Here is a 19,001-nt window from a genome sequence, read left to right as displayed (position 1 = left end):
TGCGCTTCCTTAGCGTTTCGCCTGCCAGATACGGGTTTGATAATCACGAATCGAGCGATCGGAGCTGAACATACCGCAGCGGGCGGTATTGAGGATCGCAGCACGGCTCCAGGCCTCCTGATCGCGATACAGTGCATCGACACGTTTTTGCGCTGCCACATAGGCGCTGAAATCCGCCAGTACCAGGTACGGATCGCCGCCCTGTTTGCCAATGCTATGCAGCATTTGATCAAACGCATGCTTGTCGCCGCCGCTAAACTTCCCGCTCTCCAGCGCTTTCAGCACCGCATCCAGTTGCTTGTCTTTCTTGCGCCATTTCAGCGGATCGTAGCCTTTAGCTTTCAACGCTTTCACCTGCTCAACGGTATGGCCGAAGATAAAGATATTATCTTCGCCAACCTGCTCGGCAATCTCGACATTCGCGCCGTCCAGCGTCCCCACGGTGAGCGCGCCATTCAGCGCCAGCTTCATATTGCCGGTGCCGGAGGCTTCCTTACCGGCGGTAGAAATCTGTTCGGAAACATCCGCCGCCGGGATCAGTTTTTCCGCTGCCGACACACAATAATCCGGCAGGAACACCACCTTCAGTTTGTCGCCCACCTTCGCGTCGTTGTTGATCACCTCCGCCACTTTGTTAATGGCATAGATAATGTTTTTCGCCAGGTAATAACCCGGCGCGGCTTTCGCGCCAAACAGGAATACGCGCGGCACACGGTCGGCCTTCGGGTTTTCGCGGATCTCGTTATACAGCGCAATGATATGCAACAGACCGAGATGCTGGCGTTTGTACTCGTGAAGGCGTTTGATCTGAATATCAAATAGCGCCTGTGGGTTGATCTCAATACCGGTACGGGCTTTGACAAAGGCCGCCAGACGGATCTTGTTCTGCTGTTTGATCTCGCGATATTGCTGGCGGAACGCCGCATCATCAGCGTATTTCTCCAGATTAATCAGCTGATCGAGATCGTTAGCCCACTCTTTTTTCAGCGTTTTATCCAGCAACGCTGCCAGCAAGGGGTTGCACTGCTTAATCCAACGGCGTGGGGTAATACCGTTGGTCACATTGTGGAATTTACCCGGCCATAACTGGTGGTATTCCGGGAACAGATCTTTGACGACCAGGTCCGAATGCAGCGCTGCGACCCCGTTTACCGCAAACCCCCCGACCACGCACAAATTCGCCATTCGCACCTGTTTGTGATGCACCACCGCCAGCTTAGCCCATACCGCCTTGTCGCCAGGCCAGGTCTTCTCGACCAGTACCTTAAACTTGTCGTTGATCTGCTTAATTATCTGCATATGGCGCGGCAGCAGCGCTTTTACCAGAGTTTCGTCCCAGCACTCCAGCGCTTCCGGCATCAAGGTATGGTTGGTGTAAGCAAAGGTCCGGCTGGTGATCGCCCAGGCCTCATCCCAGCTCAGTTGATGCTCATCAAGCAACACGCGCAGCAGTTCCGGGATGGCAATGGTCGGGTGAGTGTCGTTTAACTGGATAACTTCAAAATCCGGCAGTTGCGCCAGTTTGCGTCCTGCCAGATGGTGGCGGCGCAGAATATCAGCCACCGAACAGGCGCACTGAAAATATTGCTGCATCAGGCGCAGTTTTTTCCCGGCCTGGTGGTTGTCATTGGGGTACAGCACCTTGGTGAGTTTTTCTGCGTCAATGCCGGTTTGCTCAGCACGCAGGAAATCACCGTCGTTAAATTTGGTCAGATCAAACGGATGAGCATGCGTCGCCTGCCACAGACGCAGCGGCTGCGTCACACTGTTGCGATAACCAATAACGGGCAGATCCCAGGCTTCGCCAACCAGGGTAAATGCCGGTTGCCACAGCCCCTCTTTGCTGACCTTACCGCCAATACCTACGTGCACGTCCAGCTGTTCGTTGTGGCTGAACCACGGGTAGCTGCGACGATGCCAGTCATCCGGCGCTTCATGTTGTTGGCCGTCGACAAAAGATTGACGGAACAGGCCATACTGGTAATTCAGCCCATAGCCTGTGGCGGATTGTCCCACCGTCGCCATTGAGTCCAGAAAACAAGCTGCCAGTCGCCCAAGCCCACCGTTGCCTAACGCCGGATCGATCTCCTCTTCCAGCAGATCGCTAAGATTTATCGCGTGCGTATCCAGCACCGCCGCCACATCCTGATACCACCCCAGATTAAGCAGATTGTTGCCCGTCAGGCGACCAATTAAAAACTCCATCGAGATGTAGTTAACATGGCGCTGCTTTTTCTCCGCTTTCGGCGCAGGCTGTGCTGCCAGCAGTTCCGCCAGCGCGCCGCTGACTGTGTGCCACCACTGACGGGTGGTCATTTCCGTTGCAGCCGCCAACCCCAAACGCTGCCACTGGCGAGTGAGGGCCGCTTCAAACTGCGCTTTATCAAACGTTGGCTTTGACATAAAGAATCCGGGTCCTTTTGTGAATTAAATCGACGTTAGCGCTAGTGTGCCAGGCTCAGTTTATGAGTTCCTCATCCTGCCTGGGATTAGCCGGGGAGGAGTAGCGGGGATGAGCGAAAATTGTGATCGCCGCCACTTAAAGGTAGCGTCTCTTTTGCACATTTTTCAAACAAAAAGCAGCAAAACGAGACGGAAAAATGCGCGCCGTTTTAACGAAGGGGAAAAAGGATATGAAATGTCGTTTCAGAAGAAATTGGTTTTGCTCATCTGTGAAAACCGGCAGATATTAAATTCATTTAAAATCTGGTTCGCACGATTTCGCTATTTGTGCGATTTAAGCCCGGCAGAGATAAATAGCTTTCCGGGACGCGGAACGTTAACAAACGCACCACGCGACAGACCGGGACAGCCCGCCAATTCTGACCCCACGACTTTTGTAACTATTGTTCTTAATTTATTCATTACGGAAATAAAAATGTGACATGGTGCAAATTCACAATCGTCAGATTTGGACATAACTTGCAATAAACTCACATCTGACCGACCTTATTAGTATTAATTACGAAGCGCAAAAAAAATCATCCCCCCAGTTTGCCTCACAGTGAAGTGATAACTATGTTGATTCCGTCAAAATTAAGTCGTCCGGTTCGTCTCGACCACACGGTGGTGCGTGAACGTTTGCTGGCGAAACTTTCCGGCGCCAACAATTATCGGCTTGTGCTGATCACAAGCCCTGCGGGTTACGGAAAAACAACGCTCATTTCCCAATGGGCGGCCGGTAAAAATGACATTGGCTGGTTCTCGCTGGACGAAGGAGATAACCAACAAGAACGTTTTGCCAGCTACTTTGTCGCCGCTATCCAGCAGGCGACAGGTGGTCACTGCGCAAGAAGCGAGGCGATGGCGCAAAAACGCCAGTACGCCAGCCTGGCCTCACTCTTTTCTCAACTGTTCGTGGAACTGACTGAATGGCAGCGGCCGTTGTATTTGGTGATTGACGATTACCATCTAATAACGAACCCGGTAATCCACGATGCCATGCGTTTCTTCCTGCGCCATCAACCGGAAAACCTGACGCTGTTTGTGCTATCACGCAACTTACCTCAGTTAGGCATTGCCAACCTGCGCGTGCGTGAACAGTTACTGGAAGTGGGCAGTCAGCAACTGGCCTTTACCCACCAGGAGGCCAAACAGTTTTTTGATTGTCGCCTGGCGTCACCTATCGAAGCCGCAGAAAGCGGCCGCCTGTGCGATGATGTCGCGGGCTGGGCCACCGCGCTCCAACTCATCGCGCTTTCCGCCCGGCAAAACCACAGTGCCCCACATCAGTCCGCGCGCCGTTTGTCAGGAATTAACGCCACCCATCTCTCCGACTACCTGGTGGATGAGGTGCTGGATAATGTTGATACCGATACCCGTAAGTTCCTGCTAAAAAGCGCGCTGCTACGCTCAATGAATGATGCCCTGATTGTCCGGGTGACCGGCGAAGAGAATGGGCAAATGCGCCTGGAGGAGATCGAACGCCAGGGGCTGTTCCTGCAACGTATGGATGATTCCGGCGAGTGGTTTAGTTATCACCCGCTGTTCGGCAGTTTCCTGCGCCAGCGCTGTCAATGGGAACTGGCGACCGAACTGCCGGATATCCACCGCGCAGCGGCGGAAAGCTGGATGGCGCAAGGCTTCCCAAGCGAAGCCATTCACCACGCACTGGCCGCTGGCGATGGCGTTATGCTGCGGGACATTCTGCTGCATCACGCCTGGGGACTCTTTAACCATAGCGAACTGAGCGTACTGGAAGAGTCGCTGAAAGCGCTGCCATGGGAAAGCCTGCTGGAGAACCCGCGTCTGGTGCTGTTACAGGCCTGGTTGATGCAGAGCCAGCATCGCTATGGTGAAGTGAATATGTTACTGGCCCGTGCTGAGCAAGAGATGACCACGCAGATGGACTCTTCATTGCACGGCGATTTCAATGCCCTGCGTGCTCAGGTCGCCATTAACCATGGCGATCCTGTTGAAGCGGAGCGGCTGGCAATGGTTGCGTTGGATGAGCTGCCGTTGGCGAACTACTACAGCCGTATTGTCGCCACCTCCGTGCATGGCGAAGTGTTGCACTGTAAAGGCGAGCTGACCAGTTCGCTGTCGGTGATGCAGCAAACCGAGCAGATGGCCCGCCGCCACGATGTCTGGCATTACGCGCTGTGGAGCCTGATCCAACAGAGCGAAATCCTCTTTGCGCAGGGCTTTTTGCAGGCCGCCTGGGAGATGCAGGAGAAAGGCTTTACGCTGATCCGCGAACAACACCTCGAACAACTGCCGATGCACGAATTCTTGTTACGCATTCGTGCGCAGCTTCTCTGGGCATGGGCGCGGCTGGATGAATCAGAAGCCGTGGCGCGTCAGGGGCTGGAAGTCCTGTCCGCATTGCAACCGCAACAGCAACTGCAATGCCTGGCGCTGGTGGTGCAAAATTCCCTGGCGCGCGGCGATCTGGATAATGCCCGCAGCCATTTGCACCGCCTGGAAAACCTGCTTGGCAACGGTCAGTACCACAGCGACTGGGTGTCGAACGCCGATAAAGTCCGGGTCATTTACTGGCAAATGACCAATGACAAGAAAGCCGCTGCGCAGTGGCTGCGCCAGACGCCAAAACCCGAGTTCGCCAATAACCATTTCCTGCAAAGCCAGTGGCGCAACATCGCCCGCGCACAGATCCTGTTGGGGGATTTCGACCCGGCGGAAATGGTGCTGGAAGAGCTGAATGAAAACGCGCGCAGCCTGCGACTGATGAGCGACGTCAACCGCAATCTGCTGTTGCTTAATCAACTTTACTGGCAAGCCGGGCGTAAAAACGATGCTCAGCGCGTACTGCTGGAGGCCTTGCAACTGGCTAACCGCACCGGGTTTATCAGCCACTTTGTGATTGAAGGCGAGGCGATGGCGCAGCAGTTGCGTCAGTTAATTCAGCTCAATACGCTGCCGGAGCTGGATCAGCACCGCGCCCAGCGTATTCTGCGCGAGATAAACCAGCACCACCGGCATAAATTCGCCCATTTCGATGAGAGTTTTGTTGAACGACTGCTGACCCACCCGGAAGTACCGGAACTGATCCGCACCAGTCCGTTAACCCAGCGTGAATGGCAGGTGCTTGGGCTTATCTACTCCGGTTACAGCAACGAACAGATTGCCGGGGAGCTGGCTGTCGCCGCGACCACCATCAAAACCCATATCCGCAATCTTTACCAAAAACTCGGCGTTGCTCACCGTCAGGATGCAGTCCAGCACGCGCAGCAGTTACTGAAAATCATGGGGTATGGCGTCTGACGGCGGCACGGTGCCGTCAGACATCGCACTCGGTCAGCACAGCTCAAGCTGAATATTGCTGTTAGTAATCACTTTCATCACGCCAGCAGGCGGCATGATATCGGTGTAGACCGCATCTACCATGCTGATGCTGCCCATATTGACCATCGCGTTGCGACCAAATTTCGAGTGATCGACCACCAGCATGACGTGGCGCGAATTTTCGATAATCGCGCGTTTGGTGCGCACTTCATGGTAATCAAATTCCAGCAGCGAACCATCGGCGTCAATGCCGCTGATGCCGAGGATGCCAAAATCGAGACGGAACTGAGAGATAAAATCGAGGGTCGCCTCCCCGACTATTCCGCCATCGCGGCTACGCAACTCCCCGCCCGCCAGAATGACGCGAAAATCATCTTTCTTCATTAAGGTATTGGCGACATTCAGGTTGTTGGTCACCACGCGCAAGTCGCTGTGATCGAGTAACGCATGGGCTACCGCTTCCGGCGTGGTGCCGATATCAATAAACAGCGTTGCGCCGTTGGGGATTTGCTCCGCGACTTTGCGCGCAATACGCTCTTTTTCTGCGGTCTGCGTCGATTTACGATCGTGCCAGGGGGTATTCACCGAACTGGACGGCAACGCCGCACCGCCATGATGACGTAAAATTTTATTTTGATCGGCCAGGTCGTTCAGATCGCGACGAATAGTCTGCGGGCTAACGGAAAATTGTTCGACCAGCTCTTCGGTACTGACATATCCCTGTTGTTTAACCAGTTCAATAATCGCGTCATGACGCTGTGTTTGTTTCATGAATTGTCCCTGAAGAATTATGTTCGTTTTCGCACATTCTGTGAGTCCACCAGCGCCATCGCCAACCCAATCAGCAGGCCGGCAGTATGCGCGCCGCTGGCGATGGCGAAGCCCGTCAGGCCAAACCACTCCGCCACCATCAATGCCACCGTAAAGATAAACAGCCCATTAGGCAGGGCGACCTGCGGTTGCGGATCGCGCACGCCATGCAGCCAGACATAGCCAATCAGCGCATAGACCACGCCGGATAAACCGCCAAACCAGGGTCCGGTTAGGTGGTACTGAACAAAACCGCTCAACAGCGCGCTGATCACGGTGATCACCAACAGTTTTCCGCTGCCCAGCCGCTTTTCCACCGCGCCGCCAAGATACCACCACCAAAAGAGGTTGAAGATGATGTGCACCAGGGAAAAATGCATTACTGCATGGGCGAAATAGCGCCATACTTCAAACTGCACGCTGTCATCCCACGGCCAGGCCAGCCACATCATCACCGTTTGGTCGCCAACAATATTCATCAATACAAACACGAATATGCTAAGCGCGGAAATGATCAGCGTTAAGGGACCGCTGCGTTCACGTATTGCCGCCTTCAACGGGAAACGGCGGTAATGCAGGCCACTGCCGGTTTGCCCGGATTGCCAGCTCGCCGCGAGATAACGCGGATCGGTGGGGTTTTCAATAAAACGCGCAAGTTCTGCTCGCACGCGCTCAAGCTGGCTCTCATCTGCGAGCCAGATGTCGCTTTGCACATGGTGTTGAATGGTCAGGATCACACCCTGGGTCTGCATATAATCAACAAACGCCTGGGCGACGCGAGGGTTAGCAAAAGAGGTAATCATCAACATGACAGGCGTCGCTTAATCCGTACAAAGAGAGACAGTATAGCGGTCTAAAGCGTGCCGTGTGCCACTTCAGCCGGGAAATGGCGATGCCAGGCATCGAAACCGCCGTCGACACTGTAAACCTGATCGTACCCCTGTTGCAGCAGATATTGCGCTGCGCCTTTACTGCTGTTGCCGTGGTAGCACATCACCATTACCGGCGTATCGAAGTCGTTTTCGCGCATAAACGCGCCCAGCGTGTCGTTGGTCAGGTGAAACGCCCCCGGCGTATGGCCCATGGCAAAGCTTTGCGGATCGCGGATATCCACCAGCACAGCCTGTTGCTGATGCAGTTTTTGATGGGTTTCTTCTACGTTAATGCACTCAAAGTGTTCCATGGCTTTCTCTTAATTGACACAGGGAATGGCTATTCTCCTGTCAAGTGTACGTCGTGACGGCAGGTAAACGCCATTATGTTATGCATATCACTCTAAATTGTTTTTTTGATGTTACCAATGGCGCGTTCATTTGCTATTATGAGCGATATCGAACATTTTTGAGCTTTAACGAAAGTGCATGAGGGTAGCATGGAAACCAAAGATCTGATTGTGATAGGCGGGGGCATCAACGGTGCCGGTATCGCGGCAGACGCCGCAGGGCGGGGTTTATCCGTGCTGATGCTGGAAGCCCAGGATTTAGCCTGCGCCACCTCCAGCGCCAGCTCCAAATTGATCCACGGCGGGCTGCGCTACCTTGAACACTATGAATTCCGTCTGGTGAGCGAAGCGCTCGCCGAACGCGAAGTATTATTGAAAATGGCGCCGCATATCGCTTTCCCGATGCGTTTCCGCCTGCCGCACCGCCCGCATTTACGTCCGGCATGGATGATCCGTATTGGTCTGTTTATGTACGATCACCTGGGCAAACGTACCAGCCTGCCGTCATCTACCGGTTTGCGTTTTGGCGCAGAATCGGTACTCAAACCGGAAATCGTGCGCGGTTTCGAATATTCTGACTGCTGGGTCGACGATGCGCGACTGGTGCTTGCCAATGCGCAGATGGTAGAGCGTAAAGGTGGCGACGTGTTAACCCGCACTCGCGCCACCCGCGCGCGTCGCGAAAATGGAATGTGGATTGTCGAAGCGGAAGATATCGACACCGGGGAAAAATATAGCTGGCAGGCACGCGGTCTGGTGAACGCAACGGGACCGTGGGTGAAACAGTTCTTTGACGACGGTATGCACTTGCCATCGCCGTATGGTATTCGCCTGATCAAAGGCAGCCACATTGTGGTGCCGCGCGTGCACTCGCAGAAACAGGCTTATATTCTGCAAAACGAAGATAAGCGCATTGTGTTTGTTATTCCGTGGATGGATGAGTTCTCTATTATCGGCACCACCGATGTCGAATATAAAGGCGATCCGAAACACGTGGAGATCGAAGAGAGCGAGATCAACTACCTGTTGAAAGTGTATAACGCCCACTTCCGGAAACAGCTGAGCCGCGAAGATATTGCCTGGACTTACTCTGGCGTGCGACCACTGTGTGACGACGAATCGGACTCACCGCAGGCCATCACGCGCGACTACACGCTGGATATCCATGATGATAACGGCCAGGCGCCGTTGTTGTCGGTCTTTGGCGGTAAGCTCACGACCTACCGTAAGCTGGCCGAACATGCGCTGGAAAAACTGACACCGTATTACAAAGGTATTGGCCCGGCCTGGACCAAAAACTGCGTTCTGCCAGGCGGGGAGATCGCTGGCGATCGTGATGATTACGCAGCAAAACTGCGTCGCCGTTACCCCTTTATTAGCGAGTCGCTGGCACGCCATTTCGCCCGTACCTACGGTAGCAACAGCGACCTTATTCTCGAGAATGCCAGCAGTCTTGAAGACCTGGGTGAGCATTTTGGTCACGAGCTCTATGAGGCGGAACTGCGCTACCTGGTAGAACATGAATGGGTTAAGCGCCTGGATGACGCCATCTGGCGTCGCACCAAACTCGGGATGTGGTTAAATGCGGAAGAGCAATCCCGCGTTGCACAGTGGTTAGCCCATCATCAGAAAGACGAGTTGTCGTTAGCCTCATAACGGTAGTCATGCAGGATGGCAGCTACGCGTATCCGGTCTGCGGACCGGATTTTCGCAGCGCCATCCTGACATCTCACTACAAACGCACCGGTTTGATATGCCAGATATTCTCCGCATATTCGAGGATGGTGCGATCAGACGAGAAATAGCCCATATTGGCGATATTATGCATCGCTCGCATCGTCCACTCTTCCGGATGCTGATACAACGCATCTACTTTGTCCTGGCAGTCGACATAGCTACGGTAATCCGCCAGCACCTGATAGTGGTCGCCAAAGTTAATGAGTGAATCCACCAGATCGCGGTATCGACCCGGTTCCTGCGGACTGAAGAGACCGGTCGCGATTTGTGTCAGCACCTGGTGCAACTCTTCATCTTTTTCATAGTATTCACGCGGTTTGTAGCCCTTGCGACGCAGCGCTTCCACTTCATCTGCCGTGTTACCGAAGATAAAGATATTTTCCTCGCCGACATGCTCGAGCATTTCCACATTCGCACCGTCCAACGTCCCGATAGTCAGCGCCCCGTTCAGCGCAAACTTCATATTGCTGGTCCCGGACGCTTCCGTCCCCGCCAGCGAGATCTGCTCTGACAGATCGGCCGCCGGAATGATCACTTGCGCCAGGCTCACGCTGTAGTTAGGGATAAACACCACTTTCAGCTTATCGCCAATCACCGGATCGTTATTGATCACCTGCGCAACATCGTTGATCAGATGAATAATGTGCTTCGCCATGTAATATGCGGACGCCGCTTTACCGGCAAAGATATTCACTCTCGGCACCCACTCTGCCGTCGGGTCGGCCTTGATGCGGTTATAACGGGTGATCACGTGCAGTACATTCATCAACTGGCGCTTATATTCGTGAATACGCTTGATCTGCACATCAAACAGCGCCTTCGGGTTCACCACTACATTTAACTGTTGGGCTATCACATTCGCCAGCCGCTTTTTATTCTCCAGCTTGGCCTGACGAACAGCCTGATTCACCATCGGATAGTCAATATGCTGCTCCAACTCACTCAACTGGCTCAGATCAGTACGCCAGGTGCGGCCGATATTTTCATCCAGCACGTCCGAGAGCGACGGGTTCGCCAGTGCCAGCCAGCGACGCGGCGTCACGCCGTTGGTGACATTGAGAAAACGCATCGGAAATATTTCGGCAAAATCAGCAAACAGCGACTGCACCATCAGGTTAGAGTGCAGCTCAGAAACGCCATTCACTTTATGACTGACCACCACCGCCAGCCAGGCCATACGCACACGACGCCCGCTGGCTTCATCAATAATTGACGTCCGGCCCAGCAACTCAATATCGTCAGGATGCTGTTCCTGCACCGTTTTCAGGAAATAGTCATTAATTTCAAAGATGATTTGCAAATGGCGCGGCAAAATCTTGCCGAGCATTTCCACCGGCCAGGTCTCCAGTGCCTCACTCATCAAGGTATGGTTGGTATACGAGAACACCTGGCAGGTCACTTCAAACGCGTCGTCCCATTCAAACTTATGTTCGTCAATCAACAGGCGCATCAGTTCCGGAATAGACAACACCGGGTGCGTATCATTGAGGTGAATGGCGATCTTATCCGCCAGATTCTCATACGTCTGATGCAACTGATAATGACGGCTCAGGATGTCCTGAATCGTCGCCGAGACAAGGAAATACTCCTGACGTAAACGCAATTCACGCCCGGAATAGGTCGAGTCATCCGGATAGAGGACGCGCGAAACGTTTTCGGAATGGTTTTTATCCTCTACCGCCGCGAAGTAATCCCCCTGGTTGAATTTACCCAGATTGATCTCGCTACTGGCCTGGGCATTCCACAGGCGCAGCGTATTGGTCGCGTCAGTATCATAGCCGGGGATAATCTGGTCATAGGCCACCGCGAGGATCTCTTCGGTTTCGACCCAGCGGCTCTTTCTTCCCTCCTGCTGAATACGACCACCAAAGCGCACTTTGTAGCGGGTATTGTGGCGCTTGAACTCCCACGGGTTACCGTATTCCAGCCAGTAATCGGGAGACTCTTTTTGCCGCCCGTCGACAATGTTCTGTTTAAACATGCCGTAGTCATAGCGGATGCCATAGCCGCGTCCGGGCAAGCCCAGCGTCGCCAGCGAATCAAGGAAGCAGGCCGCCAGTCGCCCGAGGCCGCCATTACCAAGGCCCGGGTCATTCTCTTCATCGATCAGCTCTTCGAGATCCAGTCCCATCTCCTCCAGCGCGCTTTTCACGTCATCATAAATGCCAAGCGAGAGCAGTGCGTTGGAGAGCGTGCGGCCAATCAGGAACTCCATCGACAAATAGTAAACCTGACGCACCTCTTGGGAGAGCTGCGCGCGAGTGGAGCGCAGCCAACGTTCTACCAGTCTGTCGCGCACAGCAAACAACGTGGCATTCAGCCATTCATGTTTGTTAGCGATAACCGGATCTTTACCGACGGTGAACATGAGTTTGTAGGCAATCGAGTGTTTTAATGCCTCAATACTTAATGTCGGTGCTGAATAAGTAAAAGGTGCATTCATAAGCGTGATTCCTGGAAATCTATTTCAACCGAAAATAAAGATCGCGGTACGACTGTGCTGCGACCTGCCAGCTAAAATCCATGGCCATTGCCTGCCGCTGGACAAAGCGCCAAAGCGAAGGCCGGGACCACAACACGAAAGCCCGCCTGATTGCTCTTAACAGCGCCCAGGCATTACTGTCCTCAAAAACAAAACCGCTGGCGATGCCATCGGCCAGGTTTTCCAGCGAACTGTCGGATACGGTATCCGCCAGCCCTCCGGTACGACGCACCAGCGGTAATGTCCCATACTTCAGGCCATACAATTGCGTTAAACCACATGGCTCAAAACGGCTCGGCACCAGAATCACATCTGCGCCGCCCATGATGCGATGCGAGAAGGCTTCGTGATAACCAATCTGTACCCCGACCTGCCCGGAATGTTCGGCGGCAGCAGCCAGGAACCCTTCCTGTAACACCGGATCGCCTGCACCGAGCAGCGCCAGTTGCCCACCTTGTTCAAGTAACCCCGGAAGCGCCTCCAGCACCAGGTCGAGGCCTTTCTGGCTGGTCAGTCGGCTAACCACCGCAAAAAGCGGAACTTTATCGTTAACCTTCAATCCCATAGCGATTTGTAGCTGGCGTTTGTTCTCCGCTTTCTCTTCCAGCGTATCCCGCGTATAACGCGCGCCAAGCAACAGATCGGTGGACGGGTCCCAAATTTTTTCATCCACACCGTTGAGTATGCCGCTCAATCGCCCTTCAAGCTGCCGCTGACGCAGCAGGCCTTCCATACCATACGCATACTGCGGTTCGGTGATCTCCCGTGCATAGGTCGGACTCACGGCAGTAATATGATCGGCATAATACAATCCCGCCTTCAAAAACGAGATCTGACCGTTAAATTCCAGACCATGCATGTTAAAGAACGACCATGGCAATTGGATGTCATCCATATGTTGTGCATAAAACATGCCTTGATAGGCGAGGTTATGCACGGTAAAGACGGATTTCGCCGGACGCCCGTTTGCCGCAAGGTAAGCGGGAACCAGGCCTGCATGCCAATCGTGAGCATGCACCACATCCGGGCGCCAGAATGGATCAAGCCCGGTGGCCATTTCGCTGCCCACCCAACCCAGCAGAGCGAAACGCAGTACGTTGTCAGGGTAAGCAAACTGGTTTGTGTCGTGGTAAGGACTACCGGGACGTTCGTAAAGGTGCGGCGCGTCGATCAGGTATATTCCCACACCGTTAAAATGCCCGAACAGCAGCGTAATACGCCCGGCGAAAGTGTCCCGACGGGACACCACATGTGCATCAGTCACACCCCGTCGAATATCGGGGAAAGCGGGCAGCAATACGCGGGTATCAACACCACCGGCAATCTGCGCCGCAGGCAACGCGCCAATCACGTCCGCCAGACCTCCGGTCTTCAGCAACGGAAACATCTCAGAACATACATGTAAAACCTGCATTATCGCTCCTGTTCAAAACCACCCGGTTAGCGAAGCCGTTAGCGGGAAAACAGCGCGCGGACCCCTTCCGCGCAAGGTTAAAATAAAGGCTTTCAGGCTTTCAGTTTGCGTAACATTTCACGCGTGACCAGTACAATCCCCTCTTCTGAACGGTAAAAGCGACGGGCGTCTTCCTCTGCGTTTTCGCCAATCACGGTACCTTCAGGGATTTCACAAGCTCTATCGATAATGCAGCGGCGCAGCCGACAGGAGCGCCCAACCCAGACATCAGGCAGCAGCACAGCCGAGTCGATATTGCAGAACGAATTCACGCGCACGCGATTGAACAACACCGACTGCACCACCACTGACCCGGAAATGACACAACCACCAGCCACCAACGAATTCAATGTCATGCCATGGCTACCGGAGCGGTCCTGCACGAATTTCGCGGGTGGAAGAGATTCATTATAGGTACGGATTGGCCAGCTTTGATCGTACATGTCCAGTTCCGGCACCACTGAGGCTAAATCGAGGTTCGCTTTCCAGTAAGCTTCCAGCGTTCCCACGTCCCGCCAGTAGGGCTCTGAATTCGGGTCAGACTGTACACAGGAGAGCGGGAAAGGGTGCGCATACGCCATGCCAGCCTTTACCACCTTCGGCAGGATATCTTTGCCGAAATCATGGCTTGAGTTTTCGTCTTTATCATCCTGCTCCAGCAAGCCGTACAGGTACTCCGCATCGAAAATGTAGATACCCATACTGGCCAGCGCCTTGCTGTCATCGCCAGGCATACTGGGCGGTTGCGCGGGTTTCTCGACGAAGTCGATCACTTTGTCCTGGTCATCAACAGCCATGACGCCGAACGCGGTCGCTTCATGAACGGGCACCGGCAAACAGGCAACGGTGCAGCGCGCGCCTTTCTCGACATGGTCGATAAGCATGCGCGAATAGTCCTGTTTGTAGATATGGTCTCCCGCCAGAATGACGATGTATTCCGCACCGTAGCGCCGAATAATATCGAGGTTCTGCGTCACCGCATCCGCCGTGCCGCGGTACCAGTGTTCTCCGTGCACGCGCTGTTGAGCAGGCAACAGATCGACAAACTCGTTCATCTCTTCATTGAAAAAGGCCCAGCCGCGTTGGATGTGTTGCACCAGCGTGTGGGATTGATATTGCGTTATTACGCCAATACGGCGAATACCGGAGTTAATGCAGTTAGACAGGGCGAAGTCGATAATGCGGAATTTACCGCCGAAGTGCACCGCAGGTTTGGCACGCTTGTTGGTTAAATCTTTCAGGCGCGTCCCGCGCCCTCCTGCCAGGATCAGGGCGACAGACTTTAATGGCAGCTGACGGGCCAACATTGTAGGGTCGTTCTTTTCTAATCTCACCATGACTGACTCCATTTTTATGACCGCTGAAATACACACACTCCGTGTGCTGGCCCATGCCAGACAGCCATTACGACCGGGTTGTCTTCTCCGGCAAAGGGAGGAATGGCGCGCCACTCCCCTTCGGGCAATATGATTTCCGCTACCTCAGGCGTGGCGTTAATCGCGATCAGCACATTGCCTGACAGCAGAATTTGTAAACGCTGCATCCCCTGTTGCCACTCCTGCGTAGTGAGTGGCGCTCCTTCGTTGTTTAACCAGACGACATGACCGTCGCCCTCCTCCCACCATGTATCGCGGGTCAATGCCGGAATTTGCTGACGCAGGTGGATCAACGCGGCGGTAAATGCAACCAGCCCGCTATCGGCTTGCGTCCAGTCGAGCCATGTCAGCGCATTGTCCTGACAATACGCATTATTGTTGCCGTGCTGGCTGTGCCCCTGTTCGTCACCAGCCAGCAGCATTGGCGTGCCTTGCGACAACAGCAGCGTCGTCAACAATGCATGTACGCTGGCGCGCCGCCGTTCAATCACATCCAGGTTGCCACCCAGCCCTTCAAACCCGTGATTGTTGCTGTGGTTATTATTTGTGCCATCGCGATTGTCTTCACCGTTAGCTTCGTTGTGCTTATGGTTGAAACAGACGCAATCCCGCAGCGTAAAACCATCATGGGCGGTGATCAGGTTGACCGACGCAGACGGCAAGCGGCCACCGCGTTTAAAGACATCGCTGGAGGCGGCAAAACGTCCGGCAAACTCCCCGAGGGGAAGCGATGTTTCAAGCCAGAAACGGCGCATCGCATCGCGGAAATGGTCGTTCCACTCGGCAAAGGGCGCAGGATAGTTACCAACCTGGTAGCCGTCAGGACCAATATCCCAGGGCTCCGCGATCAATTTCAGGTCGCGTAATACAGGATCGTTCTTGATCGCCATAAACAGCGGCGCCTGCTGGCTGAACGCTGGCGTACGCCCCATCACCGATGCGAGATCAAATCGAAAACCATCCACATGGAACGTCTCCACCCAGTAACGCAGACATGCATGGGCATACGCCACGACGCCAGGGTTACTCAGGTTCAGCGTGTTACCGCAGCCGGTCCAGTTGTGATAATCGCCATCCTCTCTAATCCAATAATAGCTACGGTTGTCAATTCCGCGCAGGGAGAGGGTCGGACCGTCGAGATCGATTTCGGCGGTGTGGTTAAGCACGATGTCGAGGATCACTTCGATTCCAGCCTGGTGCAGCGCTTTCACCGCCTCGCGAAATTCAACAATGGCCTGCCCCGGCGCACTGGCGTAACGTGGATTCAGCGCAAACAACGCCAGCGGGTTATAGCCCCAGTAGTTGCTTAATCCCAACCGCTGCAAACGCGGCTCGCTGGTGAAGTGGGCAACCGGCATTAACTCCAGCGCGGTAATGCCAAGATGTTTAAACCAGTTGATCATCACCGGATGCCCCAGCGCCTTGTAGGTGCCGCGAATGGCTTCCGGAATATCGGGATGGAGCCAGGTCAATCCTTTAACGTGCGCTTCATAAATAACGGTGTTACCCCAGGGAATACGCGGCGGGGCATCATGCTCCCAGTCGAAGACTTCATGCACCACAACGCTGCGCGGGGCAATAGCGGCATTATCGTGTGGATCGGGCTGCTCATCGCCGCCATGGAATAGCGGGTTATCCTGCACATCGCCTTCCACGCGCTGCGCGCAAGGATCGAGTAATAATTTCGCCGGGTTGAAACGGTGCCCTTGCGCAGGATCCCAGGGGCCATGCACCCGATAGCCGTATTGCAGACCAGCCCGACCGCCTTCCAGAAAACCGTGCCAGACATCCCCGGTACGGCCAGGCAAATCAACGCGCTGCTCATTGCCTTCATCATCAAACAGGCACAGTTCTACACGCTCCGCATGGGCGGAGAAGAGTGTAAAATTGACGCCATCATCCCGTAGATGCGCACCGGGTGGTGTGGCGTTACCGGCCGCCAGTCTCGTCATTCCCCCTCCCTGACCAGCCAGATGGTGCCCAGCGGTGGCAATGTCAGTAACAGCGAGTGTTCACGCCCACGATTGGCGATCGCATCACTGTGCAACACACCGCCGTTACCGGTATTGCTGCCGTGGTAATGCATAGAGTCGCTGTTCAGCTCTTCACGCCAGCGACCTGGCTGATTAATCCCCACGCGGTAATCGTAGCGCGGTACTGGCGTGAAATTGCTGGCGACAATGATTTCATTACCCTGCTTATCCCGGCGTACAAAAACAAATACCGAGGCTTCATGATCGTCCACCACCAGCCACTCAAAACCGTAGGGATCATAATCCAGCTCATGTAGCGCTTTATGATGGCGATAGGCGTGGTTCATATCGCGTACCAGCCGCTGAACACCGTGGTGCCAGTTATCACCGCCCTCCAGCAAATGCCAGTCAAGGCTGCTATCGTGATTCCACTCGCGCCCCTGGGCGAATTCGTTACCCATAAAAATCAGTTTCTTGCCGGGAAAAGCCCACATCCAGGCGTAGTAAGCGCGCAGGTTGGCGAACTTCTGCCAGGCATCGCCGGGCATCCTGTCGAGGATCGATTTCTTGCCATGCACCACTTCGTCATGGGATAGCGGCAGAATAAAGTTTTCGGTGTAGTTATAGAGCATGCCGAAAGTGAGTTTGTCGTGGTGGAACTTGCGGTACACCGGATCAAGCTTCATGTAGTCCAGCGTGTCGTGCATCCACCCCAGATTCCACTTGAACCAAAAACCCAGTCCCCCCATCGAAGCCGGGCGTGACACGCCGGCAAAATCCGTAGACTCTTCCGCCATACTGACCGCTCCGGGAGCCTGCTCACCGAGGATACGGTTGGTATTGCGTAAAAACTCAATTGCCTCGAGGTTTTCGCGCCCGCCATATTCATTGGGGATCCACTCCCCTTCTTTGCGGCTGTAATCGCGGTATATCATCGATGCCACCGCATCCACACGCAGCGCATCAATGCCAAAACGTTCGATCCAGTACAGCGCATTGCCGACCAGGTAGTTGCTCACTTCCCGACGGCCATAGTTGTAGATCAGCGTGTTCCAGTCCTGGTGAAAACCTTCACGTGGATCGTTATGTTCGTAGAGTTTGGTGCCATCGAAATCCGCCAGACCAAAATCATCAGAGGGGAAATGTCCCGGAACCCAATCGAGGATCACACTAAGGCCGGCGGCATGTGCAGTATGGATAAAATGCAGGAAGTCATCGCGGGTGCCAAAACGGCGAGTCGGCGCATAAAGCCCGGTTGGCTGATAGCCCCAGCTCCCGTCGAAGGGGTGTTCGTTAATCGGCATCAGCTCCAGATGGGTGAATCCCATCCATTTGGCGTAGGGCACCAGTTGATCCGCTAATTCCCGGTAACTCAGCCAGAAATTGTTGTCGGCATGTCGACGCCAGGAGCCCAGGTGCACTTCATAGATAGAGATAGGCGCATCAAACTGATTTGCTTTTTTGCGCTCTTCACTCTGTGTTTTCTTGCCTGGCAGGCCGCAAATCAGCGATGCGCTGTCCGGACGCATCTGGGATTCAAACGCGTAAGGATCGGCTTTGATCCGCAGTTTGCCTTGTGCATCTATCATCTCAAATTTATACAGTTGCCCGTTCAGCGCTCCGGGGATAAACAGCTCCCAGATCCCGCTTTCACGACGCAGGCGCATGGGGTGGCGACGACCATCCCAGTAGTTAAACTGCCCAACTACGGAGACGCGCTGCGCATTAGGCGCCCAGACGGAAAAACGTGTCCCCACCACGCCCTCCATTGTATCGGCATGCGCGCCAAGCGTTTCGTACGGCCGCATATGCGTGCCTTCACTCAGCAGCCAGGCATCAACATCCTGCAACAGAGGGCCGAAGCGATAAGGGTCATCAATCAGGTTCTCCTGTCCGTGCCAGACAACGGCAAACTGATAATAGAAAGGATTTTTGCGGCGCTGCATCACGCCACAGAAAAAGCCCCGCGAGTCGAGACACTCCAGCTTGCCGACTTTGCGTCCGGTTTTCGGTTCGATAACCCAGACTTCCGTGGCATCGGGCAACAGGGCACGAACCTCAAGACCTGCGTCGGTGGAATGCATTCCCAATACGGAAAAAGGATCGGCAAAATGACCGGCGATTAGCGCGTCAATCACGTTTTTATCAACATCAACGGACATGGTTCTCATCCTGTTGTAATGGTATCGCACCTTCCACCGTG

12 protein-coding genes are annotated in these 19,001 nt (G+C 54.3%); 3 read left to right on the top strand and 9 right to left on the bottom strand.

The genetic code is table 11. From position 1 onward, the window contains the following. Positions 1–9 precede the first annotated feature (9 nt). Positions 10–2,403 (bottom strand): maltodextrin phosphorylase, encoded by a 2,394-nt coding sequence (gene malP / locus ABGA49_RS08495; protein WP_347665427.1) that lies wholly within the window; start codon positions 2,401–2,403, stop codon positions 10–12. A gap of 109 nt (positions 2,404–2,512) precedes the next feature. On the opposite strand from malP, the gene ABGA49_RS08490 reads away from it, so the two are divergent. After that, positions 2,513–2,884 carry a hypothetical protein gene (locus tag ABGA49_RS08490; RefSeq protein ID WP_061492853.1) on the top strand — a complete coding sequence of 124 codons (372 nt, stop codon included), beginning with the start codon at positions 2,513–2,515 and terminating at the stop codon, positions 2,882–2,884. 134 nt (positions 2,885–3,018) lie between these two features. Further along, a complete protein-coding gene (gene malT / locus ABGA49_RS08485; protein WP_061492852.1) occupies positions 3,019–5,724 on the top strand; it encodes an HTH-type transcriptional regulator MalT in 2,706 nt (901 codons plus the stop codon). A gap of 33 nt (positions 5,725–5,757) precedes the next feature. Here malT and ABGA49_RS08480 read toward each other — a convergent pair whose 3' ends face one another. Genes ABGA49_RS08480 through glpE form a run of 3 tightly spaced genes read right to left on the bottom strand, consistent with a single transcriptional unit; the run spans position 5,758 to position 7,738 of the window. Then, positions 5,758–6,516: a DeoR/GlpR family transcriptional regulator gene (locus ABGA49_RS08480; protein ID WP_061492851.1), complete on the bottom strand. Its 759-nt coding sequence runs from the start codon at positions 6,514–6,516 to the stop codon at positions 5,758–5,760. Between the two features lie 17 nt (positions 6,517–6,533). Continuing rightward, a complete protein-coding gene (gene glpG / locus ABGA49_RS08475) occupies positions 6,534–7,364 on the bottom strand; it encodes a rhomboid family intramembrane serine protease GlpG (RefSeq protein ID WP_347665426.1) in 831 nt (276 codons plus the stop codon). 44 nt (positions 7,365–7,408) lie between these two features. Further along, positions 7,409–7,738: a thiosulfate sulfurtransferase GlpE gene (gene glpE / locus ABGA49_RS08470; RefSeq protein ID WP_061492849.1), complete on the bottom strand. Its 330-nt coding sequence runs from the start codon at positions 7,736–7,738 to the stop codon at positions 7,409–7,411. 189 nt (positions 7,739–7,927) lie between these two features. On the opposite strand from glpE, the gene glpD reads away from it, so the two are divergent. After that, positions 7,928–9,433 carry a glycerol-3-phosphate dehydrogenase gene (gene glpD, locus ABGA49_RS08465; protein ID WP_061492848.1) on the top strand — a complete coding sequence of 502 codons (1,506 nt, stop codon included), beginning with the start codon at positions 7,928–7,930 and terminating at the stop codon, positions 9,431–9,433. Between the two features lie 76 nt (positions 9,434–9,509). Here glpD and glgP read toward each other — a convergent pair whose 3' ends face one another. The 5 genes from glgP to glgB form a co-directional block, all read right to left on the bottom strand. Then, positions 9,510–11,957, bottom strand: a complete 2,448-nt coding sequence (glgP, locus tag ABGA49_RS08460; RefSeq protein ID WP_061492847.1) for a glycogen phosphorylase — start codon at positions 11,955–11,957, stop codon at positions 9,510–9,512. 19 nt (positions 11,958–11,976) lie between these two features. After that, positions 11,977–13,410: a glycogen synthase GlgA gene (gene glgA / locus ABGA49_RS08455; RefSeq protein ID WP_061492846.1), complete on the bottom strand. Its 1,434-nt coding sequence runs from the start codon at positions 13,408–13,410 to the stop codon at positions 11,977–11,979. Between the two features lie 92 nt (positions 13,411–13,502). Then, entirely contained in the window at positions 13,503–14,786 is a 1,284-nt protein-coding gene (gene glgC / locus ABGA49_RS08450; RefSeq protein ID WP_061492845.1) for a glucose-1-phosphate adenylyltransferase, read from the bottom strand. A 14-nt stretch (positions 14,787–14,800) separates the two neighbouring features. Beyond that, positions 14,801–16,777 carry a glycogen debranching protein GlgX gene (gene glgX, locus ABGA49_RS08445; protein ID WP_061492844.1) on the bottom strand — a complete coding sequence of 659 codons (1,977 nt, stop codon included), beginning with the start codon at positions 16,775–16,777 and terminating at the stop codon, positions 14,801–14,803. Then, on the bottom strand, positions 16,774–18,960 hold the full coding sequence (gene glgB / locus ABGA49_RS08440; protein WP_061492843.1) for a 1,4-alpha-glucan branching enzyme: 2,187 nt from the start codon (positions 18,958–18,960) through the stop codon (positions 16,774–16,776). Before glgB ends, glgX begins: the two co-directional genes overlap by 4 nt. Positions 18,961–19,001: the final 41 nt, after the last annotated feature.

The sequence above is a fragment of the Kosakonia sp. WA-90 genome (genome assembly GCF_039871955.1).
Classification (GTDB): Bacteria; Pseudomonadota; Gammaproteobacteria; order Enterobacterales; family Enterobacteriaceae; genus Kosakonia; species Kosakonia oryzendophytica.
The sequence above is the reverse complement of the archived record's forward strand: the minus strand, read 5'-3'. Positions and strand labels throughout refer to the sequence as shown.